General features: G+C 39.8%; 22 protein-coding genes. 2 read left to right on the top strand and 20 right to left on the bottom strand.

All coding sequences use genetic code 11. The annotated features are described in order from the left end of the window. From ccmE to ccmA, 5 genes are read right to left on the bottom strand one after another with little or no spacing between them, the layout of a single operon-like run. On the bottom strand, nucleotides 1-480 hold the full coding sequence (ccmE, locus tag I6E70_RS06735; RefSeq protein WP_007585848.1) for a cytochrome c maturation protein CcmE: 480 nt from the start codon (nucleotides 478-480) through the stop codon (nucleotides 1-3). Continuing rightward, on the bottom strand, nucleotides 477-680 hold the full coding sequence (ccmD, locus tag I6E70_RS06740) for a heme exporter protein CcmD (protein WP_007585846.1): 204 nt from the start codon (nucleotides 678-680) through the stop codon (nucleotides 477-479). The genes ccmE and ccmD overlap by 4 nt, the downstream gene beginning before the upstream one ends. A gap of 2 nt (nucleotides 681-682) precedes the next feature. Then, nucleotides 683-1,420 carry a heme ABC transporter permease gene (locus I6E70_RS06745; protein ID WP_007585844.1) on the bottom strand — a complete coding sequence of 246 codons (738 nt, stop codon included), beginning with the start codon at nucleotides 1,418-1,420 and terminating at the stop codon, nucleotides 683-685. Beyond that, on the bottom strand, nucleotides 1,420-2,106 hold the full coding sequence (ccmB, locus tag I6E70_RS06750; protein ID WP_002959286.1) for a heme exporter protein CcmB: 687 nt from the start codon (nucleotides 2,104-2,106) through the stop codon (nucleotides 1,420-1,422). The genes I6E70_RS06745 and ccmB overlap by 1 nt, the downstream gene beginning before the upstream one ends. Further along, nucleotides 2,106-2,726 carry a cytochrome c biogenesis heme-transporting ATPase CcmA gene (gene ccmA / locus I6E70_RS06755; RefSeq protein WP_096058052.1) on the bottom strand — a complete coding sequence of 207 codons (621 nt, stop codon included), beginning with the start codon at nucleotides 2,724-2,726 and terminating at the stop codon, nucleotides 2,106-2,108. Before ccmA ends, ccmB begins: the two co-directional genes overlap by 1 nt. Before the next feature lie 113 nt (nucleotides 2,727-2,839). Here ccmA and fliK point away from each other — a divergent pair, with 113 nt between their 5' ends. Next, complete coding sequence (gene fliK, locus I6E70_RS06760) at nucleotides 2,840-5,311, top strand: flagellar hook-length control protein FliK (protein ID WP_197188339.1); 2,472 nt, start codon at nucleotides 2,840-2,842, stop codon at nucleotides 5,309-5,311. A 2-nt stretch (nucleotides 5,312-5,313) separates the two neighbouring features. Further along, the gene (locus I6E70_RS06765) at nucleotides 5,314-5,622 is read left to right on the top strand and encodes an EscU/YscU/HrcU family type III secretion system export apparatus switch protein (RefSeq protein WP_024589934.1); all 309 of its coding nucleotides are present in this window, start codon (nucleotides 5,314-5,316) and stop codon (nucleotides 5,620-5,622) included. Nucleotides 5,623-5,653: 31 nt separating this feature from the next. Here I6E70_RS06765 and I6E70_RS06770 read toward each other — a convergent pair whose 3' ends face one another. From I6E70_RS06770 to flhB, 15 genes are all read right to left on the bottom strand, one after another. Then, nucleotides 5,654-6,055, bottom strand: a complete 402-nt coding sequence (locus I6E70_RS06770; RefSeq protein WP_024589935.1) for a DUF2802 domain-containing protein — start codon at nucleotides 6,053-6,055, stop codon at nucleotides 5,654-5,656. A gap of 17 nt (nucleotides 6,056-6,072) precedes the next feature. Then, the gene (locus I6E70_RS06775; protein ID WP_002959294.1) at nucleotides 6,073-6,570 is read right to left on the bottom strand and encodes a chemotaxis protein CheW; all 498 of its coding nucleotides are present in this window, start codon (nucleotides 6,568-6,570) and stop codon (nucleotides 6,073-6,075) included. A gap of 24 nt (nucleotides 6,571-6,594) precedes the next feature. Next, the gene (locus I6E70_RS06780; RefSeq protein WP_007585828.1) at nucleotides 6,595-7,389 is read right to left on the bottom strand and encodes a chemotaxis protein CheW; all 795 of its coding nucleotides are present in this window, start codon (nucleotides 7,387-7,389) and stop codon (nucleotides 6,595-6,597) included. A 3-nt stretch (nucleotides 7,390-7,392) separates the two neighbouring features. After that, nucleotides 7,393-8,163 carry a ParA family protein gene (locus I6E70_RS06785; protein WP_007585827.1) on the bottom strand — a complete coding sequence of 257 codons (771 nt, stop codon included), beginning with the start codon at nucleotides 8,161-8,163 and terminating at the stop codon, nucleotides 7,393-7,395. Between the two features lie 12 nt (nucleotides 8,164-8,175). Then, a complete protein-coding gene (locus tag I6E70_RS06790; protein WP_007585826.1) occupies nucleotides 8,176-9,135 on the bottom strand; it encodes a flagellar motor protein MotB in 960 nt (319 codons plus the stop codon). Nucleotide 9,136: 1 nt separating this feature from the next. Continuing rightward, complete coding sequence (locus tag I6E70_RS06795) at nucleotides 9,137-9,901, bottom strand: flagellar motor protein (RefSeq protein ID WP_007585825.1); 765 nt, start codon at nucleotides 9,899-9,901, stop codon at nucleotides 9,137-9,139. Beyond that, nucleotides 9,894-11,060, bottom strand: coding sequence for a protein-glutamate methylesterase/protein-glutamine glutaminase (locus I6E70_RS06800; protein WP_121953963.1), 1,167 nt, complete (start codon nucleotides 11,058-11,060; stop codon nucleotides 9,894-9,896). The genes I6E70_RS06795 and I6E70_RS06800 overlap by 8 nt, the downstream gene beginning before the upstream one ends. A 58-nt stretch (nucleotides 11,061-11,118) precedes the next feature. Next, nucleotides 11,119-13,338 carry a chemotaxis protein CheA gene (locus I6E70_RS06805; RefSeq protein ID WP_197188340.1) on the bottom strand — a complete coding sequence of 740 codons (2,220 nt, stop codon included), beginning with the start codon at nucleotides 13,336-13,338 and terminating at the stop codon, nucleotides 11,119-11,121. 15 nt (nucleotides 13,339-13,353) lie between these two features. Continuing rightward, nucleotides 13,354-14,127: a protein phosphatase CheZ gene (locus I6E70_RS06810; RefSeq protein WP_007585814.1), complete on the bottom strand. Its 774-nt coding sequence runs from the start codon at nucleotides 14,125-14,127 to the stop codon at nucleotides 13,354-13,356. A gap of 17 nt (nucleotides 14,128-14,144) precedes the next feature. After that, nucleotides 14,145-14,528 (bottom strand): chemotaxis response regulator CheY, encoded by a 384-nt coding sequence (gene cheY, locus I6E70_RS06815; protein WP_008132609.1) that lies wholly within the window; start codon nucleotides 14,526-14,528, stop codon nucleotides 14,145-14,147. A 40-nt stretch (nucleotides 14,529-14,568) separates the two neighbouring features. Further along, complete coding sequence (locus I6E70_RS06820) at nucleotides 14,569-15,279, bottom strand: RNA polymerase sigma factor FliA (RefSeq protein ID WP_007585810.1); 711 nt, start codon at nucleotides 15,277-15,279, stop codon at nucleotides 14,569-14,571. A 26-nt stretch (nucleotides 15,280-15,305) separates the two neighbouring features. Next, a complete protein-coding gene (locus I6E70_RS06825) occupies nucleotides 15,306-16,166 on the bottom strand; it encodes a MinD/ParA family ATP-binding protein (RefSeq protein WP_007585809.1) in 861 nt (286 codons plus the stop codon). Continuing rightward, on the bottom strand, nucleotides 16,159-17,640 hold the full coding sequence (flhF, locus tag I6E70_RS06830) for a flagellar biosynthesis protein FlhF (RefSeq protein WP_197188341.1): 1,482 nt from the start codon (nucleotides 17,638-17,640) through the stop codon (nucleotides 16,159-16,161). The genes I6E70_RS06825 and flhF overlap by 8 nt, the downstream gene beginning before the upstream one ends. 21 nt (nucleotides 17,641-17,661) lie before the next feature. Then, nucleotides 17,662-19,773 (bottom strand): flagellar biosynthesis protein FlhA, encoded by a 2,112-nt coding sequence (gene flhA, locus I6E70_RS06835; protein WP_010553901.1) that lies wholly within the window; start codon nucleotides 19,771-19,773, stop codon nucleotides 17,662-17,664. Nucleotides 19,774-19,845: 72 nt separating this feature from the next. Further along, nucleotides 19,846-20,976, bottom strand: a complete 1,131-nt coding sequence (gene flhB, locus I6E70_RS06840) for a flagellar biosynthesis protein FlhB (RefSeq protein ID WP_007585806.1) — start codon at nucleotides 20,974-20,976, stop codon at nucleotides 19,846-19,848. Between the last annotated feature and the right edge of the window lie 2 nt (nucleotides 20,977-20,978).

A 20,978-nucleotide genomic window follows, 5' to 3' on the forward strand; every position in this document is an offset into this window, starting at 1 on the left:
CTAATTACCACTATCTAAGTTGTATTTTGGTTTTTCGTGCTTAATACCTTTAACTGCCTCTGCAACTTCTGCTGGCATATATTCTTCGTCATGCTTTGCAAGCACTTCAAATGCTTCAATAACATTAGGTTCGATTAATACGCCCTGCGCTACAATGCCTTGCCCCTCACGAAACAAGTCTGGCAATATGCCTTGATAACGCACGGTCACTAATGGACCTGTATCAATTAGCTTAAAGCTTACTTGTAAGCTCTGTTCATTACGCTCAACCGTGCCTGGTACAACCATGCCACCAATACGTAGCTTTTGGCCAATGAATGGTTTTTCTTTATTAGGCCCTTTGCCATCAATAAGTTCGCTTGGCGTATAAAAAAGATTAATATTTTCTTGAAGTGCATAAAGCACTAAACCAATTGATCCACCAATACCAAACAGTACGGCAATAATTACCAATAGGCGCTTTTTACGTCTTGGATTCATGAGGCTTGTTCCTGTTTAGCTTTTTTAATTCGCGCTTCACGTATTATTTGTTGCTCAACTGAAGCCATAATACGTTTGGTATCTCTTAAAGAGTTCACTAAAATACCGAGTAAGATAAGAGCGCATGTACCAAAAGAAAGCCAGATATAAAACCCATAGCCTCCCATTGCAATAAAATCAGAAAAAGAGTCAAACTGCATAATTACCCCTTATTTAACAACAAACGCACCCACGGTCGGTGCTTTTCGCGTTGTAAAATTTCATTTTTAAGACGAATTAAAGTCACTGTTCCTACAAAAGCAGCAAAGGCTAAAATATTAACCATAAGTGGCCAAAACATACTTGGGTCTATTGCTTTAGTGTCTAGTTTTGTAATGCTTGCGCCTTGGTGTAGCGTATTCCACCACTCAACTGAGTAATGAATAATAGGTAAATTAATTACGCCAACAATTGCTAAAATAGAAGCTGCACGCCCTGCTGACTTCTTATCTTCAAATGCATGATAAAGCGAAAGCACGCCAAGATATAAAAATAATAAAATAAGTTCAGACGTTAAACGCGCATCCCATACCCACCAAGCACCCCACATAGGTTTACCCCATGCAGCGCCAGTAATAAGCGCTATAGCTGTAATACAAGCACCAACAGGCGCTATAGCAATAACGGCAAGTTCGGCATTTCGTAGTTGCCATACAAGTGCAACAACAGCTGCAATAGCCATTGATGAGTAAGCCCCCATAGACAAAATGGCAGAAGGAACATGAATAAAGATGATACGGTAGCTGTCTTTTTGTTGGTAATCGGCAGGTGCAAAACCAAGCCCCCATACCCATCCAACAATCATACTAACTACAGTAACTACGGCAAAATAAGGCAGTAACGTATTGCATAACTGGTATGCACGCTCTGCTTTAGCATAGGGATGTAACCACTTCCACATTAACTTACACTCACTTTTAAAGCTGACGATATGGCAATTGGTGCGCTAATAATAGCAATAAGTAACATTGCACCAAGAATGGCAAGCTGCCCACTATAATCCAGCGACATGGTGCTGGTATCGATAGCCGACGTTGCAAAAATCAAAACAGGAATATACAAAGGCAGTACGAGTAAACTCATCAAAATACCCCCTTTTTGTAATCCCACAGTAAGCCCTGCGCCTATTGCGCCAATAAAGCTCAATAGTGGAGTGCCTAATAATAATGTTAAAACAGTCGCTGTTAACGCCGTACTTTCTAGGTTTAACAACAATGCAAATAGCGGCGTCATTAATACAAGCGGTAAACCTGTTACCACCCAGTGAGCAGCCACTTTAGCAAGTACGGTTAACGATAACGGGTAAGACGATGCAATTAACTGCTCCAATGAGCCATCATTAAAATCATCTCTAAACAGCTTATCCAAGCCCAACATGGTAGAGAGTAATGCGGCAACCCAAATAATTCCCGGTGCCATTCTCGCTAGTAAACCAGGCTCAGGCCCGATTGCTAACGGAAATAATGAAATTACAATTAAGAAGAACAAAATAGGATTTACAATTTCAGCGCGCTGGCGAAACGCAAGTTTTACATCTTTGGTAAATACCGCACTAAATAGCAACCAATAAGAATGTTGACGAGTCATTAGTGACGATACTCCAGTGTAACCGTTTGCAAGTTACTAAAATGGGTCGTTAAGTCTTGGTGAGTCGTTAACAAAATAGCTCCACCGTTTAGTAAGTGCTCGGTAAATCGCTGCTGTAAAAAGGCAACACCGCTTTTATCAAGCGCGGTAAATGGCTCATCAAGTACCCATAATTTAGCATCACTTAACCAAAGCCTGACCAAAGCTACACGTCTTTGTTGTCCAGCAGATAACATTCTAACCGGTACATCTTCAAGTCCAACAAGGCCAAGTTGCGCTAAAATGGGATACAAGTCAGGCTGGTTTATGTAGCCATTAATTTGTAACCAATGACGAACATTTTCAACTGCACTAAGCTGAGTATTTACACCTGTTTTGTGGCCTATAAAGAGTAGTTCTCTGGCATACTCTTCGTAATACTTAGATATAGGCTGTTCTTGAAATAAAACAGCTCCTTCATCAGGCACAGAAAAGCCTGCGATAATACGCAATAGCGATGTTTTACCAGCCCCATTAGGACCCGCTAATTGCATGATTTGACCGCTATTAAGGCTAAAATTAAGATCCGCAAACAAACAACGATCTTGCTTGATGCAGGTGACGGACTTAATGTGTAACAAGATGACGATTCTCTCTGCCAAAAATTAGGCGTTAGTCTACCATAATGATAGGGTAATACGAATATTGCTTTAAAATCGATTCACTTAAAATAGAGAAAACTTGATTTAAAATAATGAATACGCCAACGCAAATAACATTATCTAATTCATTGGTTATCAATCAATCGACAAACCCTCAAACCAATGAGTTATCGCAATTACCTAATGAGGTACTTGCGGCTAAAAACATTCAATTTTCGAAAGACTCGATTACGCTTGATGTATTTATTGATAAACATTGGCAAACATTAAGACTTGGCACTACAAGCGCACCTCAAAATTTACAAAAGATAGCCAGTGCTAACATACAACTTAGTCCCGATGGCAAACAGCTCAACATCACGCCAAACACTACAACCCTTACTTTAAATCAACCAGTACAATTACAGCGTTTATTAAATTATGTAAGCACGGGCACTGAGGTACAAAACAAACCAATGGATTTACAGGTGGTTATGTCCCCTACCCCAAAATTAGTAATTGATAAACTTAACGCCAGTATTGCCATAAATAAAGACGTAGCGCAGTTACTTTTAACTGAGCAGCCTTTAAAAGTAGTTGTTAGTACGACTAACAAAGGCGCACAGCTTAATGTTATTAATCGCTTTGCAGATACAATTCATACGCAACCACTTAGCCAAACTAAACTTACTAAATTACTCGTGGCCTTATTACCTAGTGCGCAACTTCAAGCAACACCTAAACTAGCTATTTTGACTCATCCTCAAAAGTCAGGTTCGTTTACAACGCCTATTACTAATCAACAAGTTAGTGAGCTACCCAACACCCCCATTAAGGTAAATTTAATAAATCAGGCTGATAAATTACTTATTAAAACCGATACTAATAATATAAAAGTAACTCTTAATAACTCATTTTCTAAACCGTTTAACGAGTTACTTTTAGCTCAAAAAAGCAGTGTCCCTGAAATACATTTTTCTGCGTCCACTATTAAAGCAAGCCCACTGCTTACACCTGATAGCCCAATAAAGTCGTGGCTACAAAATAGCTTTAGTGATTTAAAAACGCGAATTAATGATGCAGTTAAATATTTTGAAAGTAAGCCCTTTGCAGCAGCAAATAAATCTGAGTTAATGCCGCCGTCTGGATCATCTGCGATACAAAGGCCGAGCTTAGTTATGCAATTAACAGTATCACCGTTAAATAGAGTTAACATTACCCAAAATGTAAGTACTGCGTTAAATAGTAATACGAGCAATACTTTACCAGAGCACTTTTCAAGACTTCCGCCACTTGTACAATTAACTCAGCAAATAAAAGGAAGTGTTAGTGTTTGGCAATCATCTACAAATATAACAACAGCTAACACGCCAACGCCAACGCCAACGCCAACGCCAAATAATATTACTCAAAATGGAGTGGCGAGCGCTAAGCCAAGTAATTTAAACGCGAGTCAATTGAGTGCTCTGAATATTAGTACTAACAGTAAAGTTGATACGTTAATTAAGCCTACAAGTGAAATTGTTACTAAAGGGCAAATAACCTCTTCAGTGCAACCAGTAATAAACGGCAACAATCAAAACAGTGCAAACTCAGCCTCGATTAAAAACATGCTCCCATTAGCAGAGCCGTTATCTAATATTGCCTCTCGTAGTCAAATGCTACAACCAATAGAAGCAAAGCTATTAAGCACACTATTAAAGCTTCCTGATACCACAATCCCTACGGATAGAGTAGCTGGTAACAAACAGCTTTTAAGTAGTCAAATTACTGACATTACAAATAGAGCAACAAAAGAAACGCCCGATTTAACTCGCTTAATTAACCAAGCATTTAATCGCATGGTCTCAAGTAATAATATTAACCCTGCGACCATACGGCGTGAAGTATTAGCCACCTTACAACCATCTCAATTAACGGGTGATATACTACAAAGTAGCTTCACTAAAGGACTTGAACAAGTTGCAGTGAGTATTTTAGCAGCCCCTATAATTAGCCAATCAGTAACACCGATAAACTTTAATAACCAAACTGGCTTAGATGCACTTTTACAAGTACTCATACCTACTTTTAAAACAGGAAACGCGGGAGCAAAAATACTTGAGCAACTGCAGCAAGCTCAAGTTCAAGCATTGGCTAGCGAAATCGTACAAGTTAAAAACACACTTACCCAAGTAAGTGTTTCAACACCAAATCAACAACCAGACACAAACCCGCTTGCACAATTTTTATTACCAATGAAATTGCCGCCTGAGGCCGCCCAAACAGAAATAACATTGGGGCAGTATAAAAAGCCAAGCGCAGATAAATTAGAAGATAAAAATGTATGGTTTGTCAGGTTAAACTTTGATTATGCACAGATTGGGCAGTTACAGATTACCGCTGAGTTAATGGATAAAGCACTCGATTGCCAGCTATTAGCCTCAAGCCAAGAAGTAAGCGCAATTGCTCACCCTCACTTAGATAATTTAAGATCCAAACTAGCTAAGCATGGTTTACAGGTTGGAGAGCTCAACTTAAAGCGAGGCGATGCAAATAATCAGGCATTTTATAAATCTCATGCAATTATTAATATTAAGGTTTAGTAATGAGTGATACACCTATTAATAAGTCAGCCATTGGGCTTTTATACGAAGCTGGCAACACCCCCACTGTAAGCGTAAAAGGGTTTGGTGAGTTAGCTGACGAAATAATTGCAGCGGCAAAATTAAAAGGAATTATGATCCACGAAGATGCAGCGCTTGCTAAAACGTTGTCGCATTTAAGCTTAGGGGAAGAAATCCCTAAAGAGCTTTATTATGTAATTGCAGAGCTTATTGCGTTTTCGTATGTATTAAGAGGTCAATTTCCGCCAGGCTGGCAAGACTTTCAAGGTAAGTTAAATATTAAAGCGTGAGATTATTTACACGCTTATAACTAAAAAGGCGCTAAGCGCCTTTTTGTTTATGTAGTGAAAATAGTAATTCGGCTTCTGCTCGCGGTAATTCGCATTCGCGTATCACCTCATCGAGGTCCGCACCTAACTCAACCATTTTTACTGCACGGGAGTAAATTTTAGCATCAGGGTCATCGTATTTCTGCGCAGCTTGTTGTTGTATTAAATCTTGATTTTGTTGCTCAACCTCAAGCACTCGCTTACCAATACTTAAAAGCCCTGTTCTAAGCTCTGAAATTTCACTTCGCAAAATATGAGTTTGCTCTGAGCTATCTTTAAGCTGCTGTAATACAGCATTAACTTCATTCACTTGTTTGTTTTTTAATGCAATTATTAGCGCAAGCGATATAAGTCCTACCGCTAACGCTGATATGGCTATACTAAGTAACAGCATAATTTATTTGGTAAAGCTTATATATCGCTTAACTCATCCCATTCATCATCGCTGAGTAACTTGTTTAAATCGACTAAAATCAGTAGCTCATTATCACGATTACAAACGCCTTGAATAAACTTAGCACTTTCTTCAGTACCAACATTTGGTGCACTATCGATCTCAGAGCTGCGTAAATAAACGACTTCAGATACGCTGTCGGCTAAAATGCCGATAACTTGCTCTTCAGCTTCAATAATTAATATACGAGAATTATCGGTTGCATCAGCAGCTAACAAACCAAAACGTGCACGAGTATCAATAACAGTTACAACGTTACCGCGTAAGTTAATAATACCAATAACGTAAGAAGGTGCACCTGGTACAGGGGCTATCTCTGTATAACGAAGTATTTCTTGTACTTGCATTACATTTACGCCGTAGGTTTCTTCCTCTAGCTTAAACGTAACCCACTGTAAAATTTCATCATTATTATCTGCGTTTTTATTTGCTGACAGTAATTTATCTTGATTCATGCTATTACCCCGTAATGGTCATTACTACTGACGGCTATCTAAGCCTTTCTCTAATAATATATTTAAATTATCTACATCTATTAAAGCACACATTTTTTCTTTTATAACACCAGCAAGCCATGGGCGCTTACTTTTATTTGTACGCCATTTTACATCTTCTTTACTCAATGTAATGTTATTTATCAACTTTTCAGCTAATAAGCCCCACTGGCTATCACCTAAGGTAATTAAATACTGATAATCTAAAGACGCCTCTAATTTATCATCATACTTTTCTGGCATTACCCAACGAGCAGTATCAACAACATTAAGCTTTTCTTCTCTGTTGAGCATAACGCCTTTAAACCACTTTGGCTTACCAAATAAATGATTTACTTCACCTAGTTGATGTATACCGCCTAATGCTTTTAATGGCACAGCCAATGTTAAACCAGCAACTTCAAAAAATAATGCCTGAAATTCACCATCAAAATAGTCAGATTGGCTAGTGGTTATAATCTGTGGTTCTGGTTCTTCTGTAATCGTACTTATCGGCTCTATTACTTCATCGTCAATGGCTTTATTAACTTTTTCGGCTTCAAAAATAGGTTCAACTATTGGCTTAATTTCAGAATTAAGTAAGTCTTGATCAAATATTTTTTCTGCCGCTTTTATCTGTTCTTTTGGTTTTAAATGAATATGTTCTTGCTGCGAGTCATGTGGCATTTGCTCAAGTAATTTTGCGACTGGCTCAAGGTTATCTACAGGCTCGTCTTCACATAACAAAGCCCCTAGGTATTGTTTCATTACTTTTTCATTAGCAAATAATTGCTTACTCATTCATTAACCTTGTTCAATTAAATATTCTAGCAGTGCTTTATATGCGTATACACCACGCGAACGAGGACAATACTCTACAGGCACTTTTTGCGCAAAGCTTGCATCTCTAAATTTAGTATCTACCGGTATCACACCTGGCCAGACTTTATCACCATACGTACTTTGCAGTGTTTTATATGCTTCTAACGATGCTTTAGTACGTTTATCATACATAGTAGGGATTATAGTATATTGATAATCTTTCGCTTGAGAGGTTTGCATTAATTCCATAGTGCGCATCATTCTATCAAGCCCTTTCAGTGCTAAAAATTCCGTTTGCACTGGCACTAAAATTCGCTCACTTGCTGCAAGCGCATTAACCATTAACACCCCTAAAACTGGGGGGCAATCTAAAATGGCATAATCGTAATGTTCACTGATTTTTGCAAGCGCTTTTTTTAGTATTAATCCCATACCTGTTTTATTACCCATGCTTCTATCAAGCGTGGCTATCGCCATTGTTGCGGGTAAAATATCTAGGTTTTCAAGTGTTGATGGGCATAAAGCTTGCAGTATCTCTTCACTTTGCATGCTCGTGCCACGCGCAAAAATATCATATACGCTGACTTCCAAATCTTCTGAGTCAATGCCAAAGTAATAAGTGAGTGATGCATGAGGGTCTGTATCAATAAGCAACACACGCTTACCCTGCAAAGCTAAAATACCAGCAAGGCTCACTGCTGTTGTTGTTTTACCAACACCACCTTTTTGATTTGCGACAGTCCAAATCTTCACATTACATCCTAATTACTGTTCATTGCGCGTTGTTATGCGAATACCACCATGAGGCAAACGAATTATTTTTATTGTATCGTCATCTGAAGGGAGCTCAATTTCAGGCTCTTCCGCTACTGGCTTAACAGCTTGTTCATCACCTTTAATGTCTTGTATTGGCGGTAAACCATACTTAGAAAGTGCAATAACAACTTTACGATTTTCTGCTCGCCCTTGTTCTGTATCGTTACTTACAAAAGGTGAATATTGACCATAACCTTCTATCGCCATTCTGGCAGAATTAATACCTAATGCTTCCAACTCTACTAAAATAGATGTTGCTCTAGCAACCGAGAGTTCCCAATTTGAGCGAAATATTTCATTGCGAATACTTTCATCATCAGTATAGCCACGCACCCTAATATAGTTATCTACTGGAGCAATAATATCTTTAACAATTTTGACGACTTGCTTTGCCCTAGAGTGTGCAACTGAGCTACCACTTGAAAATAACATACCTGAGCTTAGCTCTATAATCAGCCAATCTTGATTAAGCTCTAAACTGGCTTCTCCATCACGAATTTCATCAATGAGCGCTGACTGCAGCTTAGCAAGTAAGCTATCGAGTGGTTTTCCTAAATATTTTTGTTGTATGTTACTTGTATCACTTTGACCGTCGAGTAACTCTGGACCTTGTTCTTCTTTTAAAATACTTTCACCATAAAGAACTTCTTGTTCAGGTGTCACTCTATCAGTCAATATTCCATTACCATTGACGCCCTCACCTTGCTGGGAGTGCTGGCGGGCAGATTTATCAAAAACGTGTTCAAGGGAGTCTGACAATATTTGAAATTGTTCTTCTTTGTTGATCGCTATCGCATACAGCACCACAAAAAAAGCAAACATAATGGTCATGTAATCGGCATACGATACAAGCCAACGCTCTGTATGTTGACTTTTAGGAGCAGAGTGACGAAGTCGTCGGCGTAGCATGTTATTCGTCCACTAAATTAGGACGCTCTACACGGTAGGCTTCAAGCTTTAATTCTATATTTACTGGGCTTTCGCCAACGCTTATCGCAATCACACCTTCGGCAAGCATTTCATGGTAAAGCATTTTTTGCTCTACACGCTGTTTTAACTTATTTGCCATAGGTAAAAACAATAAATTAGCTAAACCAACACCATAAATGGTCGCGATAAATGCCGTTGCAACGCCTGCACCAAGCATTTGTGGATCGGTAATAAACGACATTGCCTGTATTAAACCAAGCACAGCACCTAAAATACCAATGGTAGGACTGTAGCCCCCCATCGCTTCATAAACACGTGCGGCTTCAAGCAAGCGATCGCGTTCTAGCAGTAAATCAATTTCAAGCGTGTCACGTAGTTTTTGCTCTGAGCAGCCATCTACAAGCAAGCTTAAACCTTTTGCTGCATATGCATCTGGGTGAGCTAGCGCTTCGTTTTCAAGCGCTAAGTAACCTTCTTGACGTGCCTTATGAGACCATCGCTTAACTTGCTCTATTGCATCTTCAATATCATATTGTGGCGCAACAAAGACCCAAGAGCTCATATTTAGCATTTTTTTAAAGGTACTTGCTGATGTTTGCAACATAACAGCACCAAGCGTGCCGCCTAATACAATAATAAGGGCAGGACCATTAAATAAAGCAGAAACAACGCCGCCTTCTAAAGAGTAACCTAAACCTATTGCACCCAGTGCTACAAATAGTCCAAATATTGAGAGTTTATCCACAACCTACCTCTCTCTTGATACGTGCTGCAACATCGCTTAATGCTAAACTTTCACTCGAAAGCCCCGCATTAGCAATGGCTTGAGGCATTCCATAAACAACACAGCTTTTTTCATCCTGTGCCCAAATGGTTGCACCCGTTTGTTTTAACATTCTTGCACCGTCACGTCCATCAGCGCCCATGCCTGTTAAAACGATAGCAAGCACATCGCCTTGATACGTTTTTGCTGCACTGGCAAAAGTTACATCTACACTCGGTTTATAACTTATTCTCTCGCTATGATCTTCAAATACGCGCAGAGTTCTATTTGCACCACGCCCTTCTACCATCATCTGCTGTCCGCCAGGCGCTAGATAAGCAGTTCCTGGTTGTAAGCGGTCACCTTGTTGCGCTTCTTTCACTTTTATTTGGCACAGACCATTTAAACGTGCCGCAAATGCAGGTGTAAAAGCCGCAGGCATATGCTGAATAAGCAAAATAGGGTGAGGGAAATTAGCTGGCAATTGAGTCAGTATAGTTTGTAGTGCAACAGGGCCACCTGTAGAAGTGCCAATAGCTACAAGCTGGTATTGCTTTCCACTTGCTCGCATTGAGGCAACATTAGAATCTGACGGTGTTGTAGGTGCTGCTCTTTGAAAGCTTCTATCGGGTTGTTTTATCGAAGGCGTTAGTGTGTTTGTTCTTTGCGAAAGTGAGCTTGTTATCGGTTTACTTGATATTACTGGCTTAGGTGGTGTTGCAGCTTTAAACGTTCGCGGTAAACGTCTTCGCCCTATATCTTTCACTTTATTTTGTAAAAGCTTTATAGCGTCTTCATTATTGCGAGCGATGTCTTCAAATTTTTTCGGTAAAAAATCCATTGCTCCAGCATCTAGCGCATCAAACGTTGCTGTTGCGCCATCACGTGTTAGTGATGAAAACATTAAGATAGGCGTTGGATTACTCGCCATTATCTCTTTAACTGCGCTAATACCATCAAGCACAGGCATTTCGACATCCATAGTGATCATATCTGGACGTAGCTGAGCTGCTTTTTCAACAGCTTCTCTGCCATTCACAGCAAAGCCTATAACTTGTATGTCGCTATCTTGCTCAAGAATTTCGCTTACCCTGCGGCGAAAAAAGCTTGAATCATCAACAACTAAAACTTTAACGGCCATTTAGCTCTCTTATTAAATTTATGCGTAGGTATATATTAAATATATACCTACTTTATTATTAGCCTGCGTAATGTTTTAACATGTTTGGAACGTCTAAAATCAGTGCAATGCCACCATCTGAAGTAATTGTAGCGCCTGCCATACCTGGTGTTCCTTGAAGTAACGCATCAAGCGGCTTAATCACTACTTCTTCTTGGCCAATTAATGAGTCAACAACAAAACCAATTTGCTGCGTACCAATTTGCACAATAACTACATGGCCTTTTGCTTTTCGCTGTGAACGATCTGAGCCTTTAACTAACCAGTGCTCGAGGTAGAATAACGGTATTGCCTTTTTACGCACAATAATTGTTAATTGCCCATCAACCACATTTGTTTTCGTTAAATCTAAGTTGAATATTTCACTAACACCTGCAAGTGGTAACGCAAATGTTTGTGCGCCAACAATTACCATTAAGGTCGGTAATATGGCTAAGGTAAGTGGTACTTTTATCTCTAAAATAGTACCTACACCTAACTCAGATTGAATACTTACAGAGCCGTTTAATTGGGTGATTTTAGTTTTCACCACATCCATTCCAACACCACGACCTGAAATATCAGATATCTCTTCTTTTGTAGAAAAGCCAGGTGCAAAAATGAGGTTATATGCTTCAGTGTCAGAAAGTCGACTCGCTTGATCGTGATCGAGTACGCCTTTACTAATTGCTATTTTTTTCAGTTTCTCAGCATCCATACCAGCGCCATCATCTTTAATGGTCAACAAAATATGGTCGCCTTCCTGAGACGCTGATAAAGTAACATTACCTGTTCTAGGTTTACCTGCAGCCTCACGAACAGCTGGCATTTCAATACCGTGGTCAACTGAGTTTCGAACTAAATGCACAAGCGGATCAGCTAGTGCTTCCACTAAGTTTTTATCTAAATCGGTTTCTTCACCTACAAGTTGTAAGTCAATGTCTTTGTTTAAGCTGCGTGCTAAATCGCGTACTACGCGAGGGAAACGACCAAATACCTTTTTAATTGGTTGCATTCGTGTTTGCATAACCGCGCCTTGAATATCAGCAGTCACTACATCTAAGTTAGAGATTGCTTTACCCATTGCCTCACTGTCTGAGTTGGTCGCTAAACTAACCAAACGATTTCGCACAAGTACTAACTCACCAACCATATTCATAATTTGGTCAAGTCGTTTTGTATCTACGCGAACTGTCGTCTCTGCTGCTGGTGGCGCTGATTTTTTAGGCGTTGTTGGCGCTGCTTTAGCAACCGGTTTTTCTACCGGTTTTTCTACCGGTTTAGAAACGGGTGCTTTTACAGGTTCTGGTTTTTTTACAGGCACACTCGCTTTTGCAGCTGGTTTAGCTGGAATATTGGGCTGTTTCACAGCAGGAGTGCTTTCTATTGATTTAGGTGCAGTGCCTTTACCATGAAGTTCATCAAGAAGCGCTTCAAATTCATCATCACTAATTTCATCATCTGATGAATTAGCAGTATTTGACGCTGGTTTAGCTGGTTCTACAGGTGCTTTAACTGCACTACTTTGCTCAGGTGCTTTACTCGCAACCTCACCAAAACTGCCAACTCCATGTAACTCGTCTAATAAGCTGTCAAATTCATCATCAGTAATATCACCATTAAAATCACTACTACTTGCTACTGGCTTTTCAACTGCAGGACCTTGTCCTTTACCGTGTAGTTCATCAAGTAAGTTTTCAAATTCATCTTCAGTGATTTCGTTTATTTCAGCATCACTAACCGAAGGAGTTCCGCTAAACATTTCATCAAATGCAAATGGATCTTCCTCATCAGCTATTGGCGTATCAACTACTTCATCAAGAGGTTGTTCAACGTCAGTTTCTGAAGCGACTCCGTTAAGCTCGGCTTCTGTTGGAGGTAGGCCCAAAATGTGGAGGGTTTGAAGTAACTCAGGATCTGCTGGTTCTGGCTTATCCCTATTTTGGATAGTCGCGAACATTTCATTAATGGTGTCGAGCGCTTGTAAAATAACATCCATTAACTCTGAATTGACCGTTCGCACGCCTTGACGTAGTAAATCAAATACGTTTTCAGCGCCGTGGCAAGCATCAACAAGTTCTGTCATAGCTAAAAAGCCTGCACCACCTTTTACAGTGTGAAAGCCTCTAAATATGGCATTTAGTAACTCGGTATCTTCTGGATTATTTTCCAGTTCAACTAACTGTTCAGATAAAAGCTCTAGGATTTCTCCTGCCTCTACAAGAAAGTCTTGTAAAATATCTTCATCGACTTCAAACATGCAGTTACTCTCCTCTTAGAAGCCCAAACTTGATAAAAGATCATCGACTTCATCTTGATCAGACACAACATCATTACGCGATTCTTTATCAATAATAGGGCCTTCAGGACCTGCTAAAGTTTGTGTGGCAACTGGTTCTTTTATTTTTTGTTGTTCTACTTTATTCGCTGTGTTGTCACTGTCATCTTGTTCAGCAAACGCTGTTAAAAGATGAAGTAAGCTTTCTTCTACTTCTCTAACAAGTTCTATAACACGGCGAATAACTTGACCTGTTAAGTCTTGATAGTCTTGAGCCATTAGTACATTTGTCATTAAGCTTTGAAGCTCATCCGTTTTATGATGAGAGTTATTCATAAACTTATCGATACTATGGCAAAGTTGTTTAAACTCACCAAGCTCAATTTCCCGGCTCATTAAACGATCCCATGTCGGTTTGATATGAGATATTTCATCTGCAAGTTGCTGAGCTATAGGTAAACTAGCCTCAACAGCATCCATTGTTTTATTAGCCGCATTTTCTGTCATTTCTATAACATAATTAAGCCGCTTTTTAGCATCTGGAATCGCATCTGTCGTTATGTTAGTTAAGCGAGTATCAAGCTCAAAGCTTTTAAGTGCTTCGTGCAGTTGACGAGTCAACTTCCCAACTTCAGCAAATAATTTAGACTGCTCTTGCGAAGCTGTCTCTAAAATCAACTGATTAGCTTTATCTTGCTCATCGTTTTCTAAATAAATGACGAGTTGACGAGCTTGTTCTAACGTTATTTGAGGCGCAGCTGGTGCTGACATAAGCCTCTCCCCCATCATTAGCCTAAGCGTTCAAATACTTTTTCTAATTTAGTTTTTAATGTTCCAGCTGTAAATGGCTTAACAATATAACCATTAACGCCAGCTTGCGCTGCAGCAATTATTTGTTCTTTTTTAGCTTCTGCCGTTACCATCAATACAGGGATATGTTTTAACTTATCATCTGCACGAATTGCTCTTAAAAGGTCAATACCTTGCATTCCCGGCATATTCCAATCTGTAACCACAAAATCAAATACTTGATTTTGTAACATAGGCAAAGCTGTAGACCCGTCATCAGCTTCTTGAACATTAGTGAAACCTAAGTCACGTAATAGGTTTTTTATAATTCGTCTCATCGTTGAAAAATCATCAACTACAAGAATTTTCATGTTTTTATCCAAAACATCCCCCAGTGAGGTATTAACCTTAGTTTACTTACTACTAGTTTATCCAGTCATTGATTTTAGCTTTAAGCTTAATCATCGCCTGACCATGTATCTGACTTACACGCGATTCGCTTACATCGAGTATATGTCCTATTTCTTTTAAATTCATTTCATCGTTATAGTATAAAGAAAGTACCATTGCATCACGCTCTGGTAATGACTTTATTGCATTTAGCAAAGACTCATTAAACCGATCATTTTTAACATTATTAAAAGGTTTGTCTAGCGCTAAATCTTGGCCTACGGGAGTAATAACATCCTCATCTACACCAAGGTCTTCTATGCCTAATACTTTACTGGTATTAACATCATTTAAAATATGATGGTACTCATTGAGTGAAATTTCAAGTTTTTCAGCAACTTCTGTATCTGTTGGTTCGCGATTCAGACTGCTTTCGAGCCCAGTAATTGCTTCTGCAACTTGTCGGCTTTTACGGTGTACTGAACGAGGAGCCCAATCACCACGGCGCATTTCATCAAGCATAGCCCCGCGAATACGAATACCGGCGAAGGTTTCAAAGCTTGCGCCTTTTGTTGCATCAAAGTTTTTTGAAGCTTCTATTAAACCTATCATTCCTGATTGAATTAAATCATCAAGCTGAACGCTAGGTGGTAATCGAGCAATTAGATGACATGCCACTTTTTTAACAAGCGATGCATGTTTCTCAACAATCACATTTAAGTTTTGTGTTGATTGATATCCCATAGCTCTATTCACCAATGTTGTCATAATTAGCCGTTTACTAGTTTCTCAATGAAAAACTCTAAATGCCCAGATGGTTGATTTGGTATTGGCCATTTAACTGCTTTTGTCGCCAGCGCTTTAAACGCGAGAGCGGCTGGCGAACTTGGAAAGAGCTCAACAATCACCTTTTGGCGACGTGTTGCTTTACGCATATTTTCGTCATAAGGAACCGTTGCTACTAGCTCCATTGAAACATCTAAAAAGCGATCGGTAACTTTAGATAGTTTTGCAAACAATTCAGTGCCTTCACGCATGCTGCGGACCATATTGGCAACAATTTTGAACTTGTAAACACCGTGCTCGCGGCTTAATACTTTAATAAGTGCGTAAGCATCGGTTATTGATGTTGGTTCATCGCACACAACAACCATTACATCTTGTGCTGCTCGTGAGAAGCTTAGCACCATGTCTGAAATACCAGCGGCTGTATCTACAATTAAAATATCAAATTCGGTATTCAATTCGCTAAATGCACGAATTAGCCCGGCATGCTCAGATGGCGATAATTCAACCATACTTTGCGAGCCCGATGTAGCGGGTACAATTTTAATACCAGCAGGCCCTTCAACTAAAATCTCGTCAAGCTCACATTCACCTGACAAAACGTGTGATAAATTGCGCTCTACACGTAAACCAAGCATCACATCACAGTTTGCTAAACCTAAGTCAGCATCCAGCACTAATACTCTATTACCTTGTTGCCCTAGTGCAATAGCGGTATTTAGAGAAACATTTGTTTTCCCCACCCCACCTTTACCACCGGTTACAGCGATAACTTTTACGCCGTTGTTATTGTTTTGACTCATTTTGCGCAGGCCGCTTGCTTGATCTAATACTGTGTTAATCATACATCCCTACTGTACTTGGCGCCACTGCTTGGTGCCTTGAATGTTGTGCTTTTGTTCTTTTTAAATATAACTGCTCAGCCTTTTTCACTAGTTTTTCAGCATTTGCAACACGAATATCTTCTGGCACTCGTTGACCGTTAGTAAGATACCCTATTGGAAGGCGATTTTGAATCGCAATACTAATAATCTCACCCAAACTTAATGATTCATCTAACTTAGTGAAAATACAACCACTTAACTGTACTTTTTTAAAGTGACGTACTGTTTCTTGTAATACATTAATTTGTGCCGTCGCGCTTAGTACTAAGTAGCTGCGAATATCCACACGTTGGTTACGCATTAACGTGTTTAACTGCTCAGTTAAACGTAAATCTCGCTGACTCATACCTGCTGTATCAATTAATACTAGACGTTTATTTCGTAAATGATATAAAACTTCAGCTAATTCATTAGCATCTTTAACTTGCTTTACACCACAACCAATAATACGGCCGTAAGTAGCAAGCTGTTCATATGCACCAATTCTGTATGTATCAGTGGTTATTAAGGCCACTTTATCAGCGCCATATTTTTGTGCGCCTAACGCTGCAAGCTTAGCAACTGTTGTTGTTTTACCAACACCTGTTGGACCCACTAACGCATATACACCACCTTGGCGAAGTATTTCATTATTGGTTGTTTGCATTTGATCTTCGACCATCGTTAACAACGCTTTCCAGCCTTGCTTACGAGATACATCATCAGGTACAAAACATGCTATTTGTTGCGCTACTTCTTTATCGATACCCATACCGACTAAGCGGTCAACCATGCAAGCGCGTGTTGGATCGCGACGCGCCATATCTTGCTGCATTAAGCCCGATACTTGATGCTCAAGCAATTGACGAATTGCGTTCATTTCTTCACGCATTGTTGTCATTTCTTCGCTTTCATTATTGGGTGTTTGTTGGCGAGCAGTTACTGGACTATCTAAATCATCAAAGTCGCTGTCTAAATCATCAAAACCTAAGCTATCCGCTTGAGTTTGTGGACGAACTGGCGCTGCATTTTCAGGAGAAAACATATTTTTAGTACGCTGTTCCATAACTGGTTCTTGATAGTTATCGGTAGTATCAATACCTGATTGTGAAAACATTGATGCAAGTTCAGGGGAGCGAGGACGCGGTGATTGGCGCTCTAATAAAGCCTGTAGGCTGTCAGCCACTTTTGCTTGCGGCTCTGGTTTGGCACGCTGAGGCTCTGGTTTTACAAAATTATGCACACTTTGCTGTGGTACTTGAGCACGCGGCTCTGCAGTACGTTGTGGTTGCGCTGCTACTTTAGGGGCTGCTTTGTCATAATCAACTGCCGCTACAATTTCTACACCGTTAGCCAGCTTCTTATTTGACATAATAACCGCATCAACACCTAACTCATCTTTAACTTCTTTAAGTGCTGTGCGCATATCTTTAGCAAAAAAACGTTTAATTTTCATGATTCAACCCCTGTTAAAATCTTATTGTTGGCCTACAGAGCTAACAATCTTGATCTGTCTTTCGTCTGGTACCTCTTGATAAGACATCACTCTCAATCCTGGAATGGTGTACTTAACAAAACGAGATAACACAGTGCGTAACATTCCTGACGTTAGCAATATAGAAGGTTCACCGGCCATTTCTTGATTTTGATGCGCTTGTGTCAATGACACTTGAAGTCGCTCTGCAAGTCCAGGCTCAATACCGGCACCTTCATCGCCTGCATTTTGTAATGACTGATGCAACATCTGTTCCAACTCAGGTGCCAAGGTTATGACAGGGATTTCTGATGACATACCAACCGCATCTTGAACAATTAACCTACGCAGAGAAATACGCACTGCAGCCGTTAATACATCAGGGTCTTGGCTACGCGGACCATACTCAACAAGAGTTTGAACAATTGAGCGCATATCGCGAATAGCTACACCTTCATTCAATAAATTTTGCAGCACTTTTACAATTGCAGTTAATGGCAACACATCAGGTACTAGTCCTTCTACTAAGCGAGGATGGCTTTTAGCAAGCATATCAAGCAGGTTTTGAACTTCTTCATGCCCTAGTAACAACGCCGCACTGTTAGTTAATAACTGGCTAATATGAGTGGCAACTACAGTTGCTGAATCTACAACGGTATAACCTAGTGATTGCGCTTCATCTTTTTGATCAGGCTTGATCCATACTGCATCAAGGCCAAACGCAGGATCTTTGGTTTCAACCCCTTTAATTGGGCCAAATACTTGCCCTGGGTTAATTGCTAGCTCGTCGCCATGTTTAAGTTCGCTTTCACCGGTTGAAACACCCATTAGCGTTATTCTGTAAGCATTAGGGTCAAGCTCTAAATTATCGCGAATATGAACAGGTGGTACTAAAAAACCAAGCTCTTGAGAAAGCTTTTTACGTACACCCTTAATACGATTAAGTAGCTCACCACCTTGTGATTGGTCCACTAACGGAATTAATCTATAACCTACTTCTAGGCCAATTACGTCAACCTGTTGAACATCATCCCAACCAAGTTCTTTTTGCTCTTGTTTATTGGCAATACCTGTTGCAGCGCTTCCGCCACTGGCGGCCTCTTCGGCTTCTGCTGCAGCGGCTTTTAACTTAGTTTGCTGTGTGTAGTAAGCTAAATAACCCAGTAACGCACCTAAACTTAAAAAAGCAAAATGCGGCATACCAGGCACTAAACCCATGATGATCAAAATACCTGAAGCAATAAAGAGTGATTTTTCGTTACCTAGTTGTTTCTTAAATTGGTCACCCATATTGAGCGACTCATTTTGACGTGTTACAACAATCGCGGTACCAATTGAAAGCAGTAAAGAAGGGAGTTGAGCAACTAAGCCATCACCAATGGTAAGTAATGTATATACTTCCATTGCGTTGCCAAAACTCAAATTATGTTGAATCATACCGACAAATAAACCACCAACAATATTGATGATTAATATAACAATACCTGCAATGGCATCGCCTTTTACAAATTTACTCGCACCATCCATTGAGCCGTAAAAATCAGCTTCGCGAGTTACTTCCTCGCGGCGGTCACGCGCTTGCTCAGCACTAATAAAACCAGCGTTTAAATCGGCGTCAATTGCCATTTGTTTACCCGGCATTGCATCAAGGGTGAAACGTGCAGATACCTCAGAAATACGCCCAGCACCTTTAGTAATTACCACAAAGTTAATAATGATCAGAATTAAAAATACGACCAAACCAACAGCGTAGTTACCACCAATAACAACTGAGCCAAACGCTTCAATTACTTTACCGGCAGAATCACCACCATTATGACCTTCAAGTAATACAACTCGAGTGCTGGCAACGTTAAGCGCTAAGCGCATAATCGTAGCGATTAGTAATACAGAGGGGAATATACCAAACTCAACCGGCTTCATCGTGTAAACAGTCACGAGTAAAACCACTAATGCGAGGGCAATATTAAACGAGAAAAGGATATCGAGTAAAAATGGCGGTAACGGTAAGATCACCATTCCCAAGGCTGCAAGCACAAGCAAAGGAGTACCTACCCCTTTGGCATAGTCTTTTTTGTCTCTGTTAAGTTGTTGTAATACCGCTTTAAAACTCATAATTCTACAATTTCAAAAAATTGACACTACGTAGAATTTGCAATAACTATTCCAAGTTACTAAGTTAACGGTTTAATACTTGTAGGCATCGGGGATTGGGAGCTTGTTATTGAGCTTAGTTGGACGTTTACCGCGCCCTTTATTAAAGCGCTTAAGCTGAAATACATACGCTAAAACTTGCGCTACTGCAGTAAATAGCTGATCGGGTATTTGCTCTCCTACTTCAGCCGTATGATAAAGCGCTCGGGTCAGCATAGGGGATTCTAAAATAGGTACTTCATTCCCTATTGCTACTTTTCTAATTTGCATCGCCATTTCATCAATACCCTTAGCAAGCACTATTGGCGCTCCTGCGCGCTCTGTATCGTATTTTAATGCTACTGAGTAGTGAGTTGGGTTGGTAACAATAACATCAGCGTCAGGGACATCTTGCATCATACGGTTTTGCGACATTTGCCTTTGAGTTTGCCTAATACGCGCTTTTATTTGTGGGTCACCTTCAGAGTTTTTATACTCATCTTTAATCTCTTGCATTGTCATTTTAAGTTGTTTGTTATGGTTATAACTTTGAAATGGTGCATCAATAGCCGCAATAATAATTAAAGTGCATGAAAGGCCTAAAAACATCCAGCCTAAAATCTCTAAGGCATGGATAATATTACCTGGCGCACTTTCTAAACTTAAATGCAGTATTTCATCAAAATAGGTATTAATTAAAAATATAGCAAAACTTGCAACCAAACCAAATTTTAAAAGTGACTTTACAAGCTCAATAGCCGCTTGCGGGCCAAACATACGTTTAAAGCCTTTCATTGGCGACATTTTACTTGCTTTAGGTGCAGCGGCTTCCCAGCTAAAATTAAAACCACCTAGTAACGTATTCCCAATAAATGCAGCCAAAACTATAATTAATACAAACATAGCCATAGGAAACATTAAAGCGTCTGCAACCTCTCCCCATACGGCAAACATTTTAGTAGTATCAAAGGCTTCGTTGCGATTTAAGCTAAGGGTTCGGCCCATTACATTGTATAAACCTTTGCCAATTTCTGGCCCATACATCAAAAGCGATATAGCCGAAAAAATAAGTACAAACATGGTACCTAGCTCTTTTGAGCGCGCTATTTGGCCTTTCTTTTTAGATTCTTCAAGTTTTTTGGATGTGGGTTCTTCTGTTTTTTCTTGTCCTGAGTCTTCAGACATGA

It is taken from the genome of Pseudoalteromonas sp. NGC95, assembly GCF_015864705.1.
In the GTDB taxonomy this organism is placed as follows: domain Bacteria; phylum Pseudomonadota; class Gammaproteobacteria; order Enterobacterales; family Alteromonadaceae; genus Pseudoalteromonas; species Pseudoalteromonas arctica.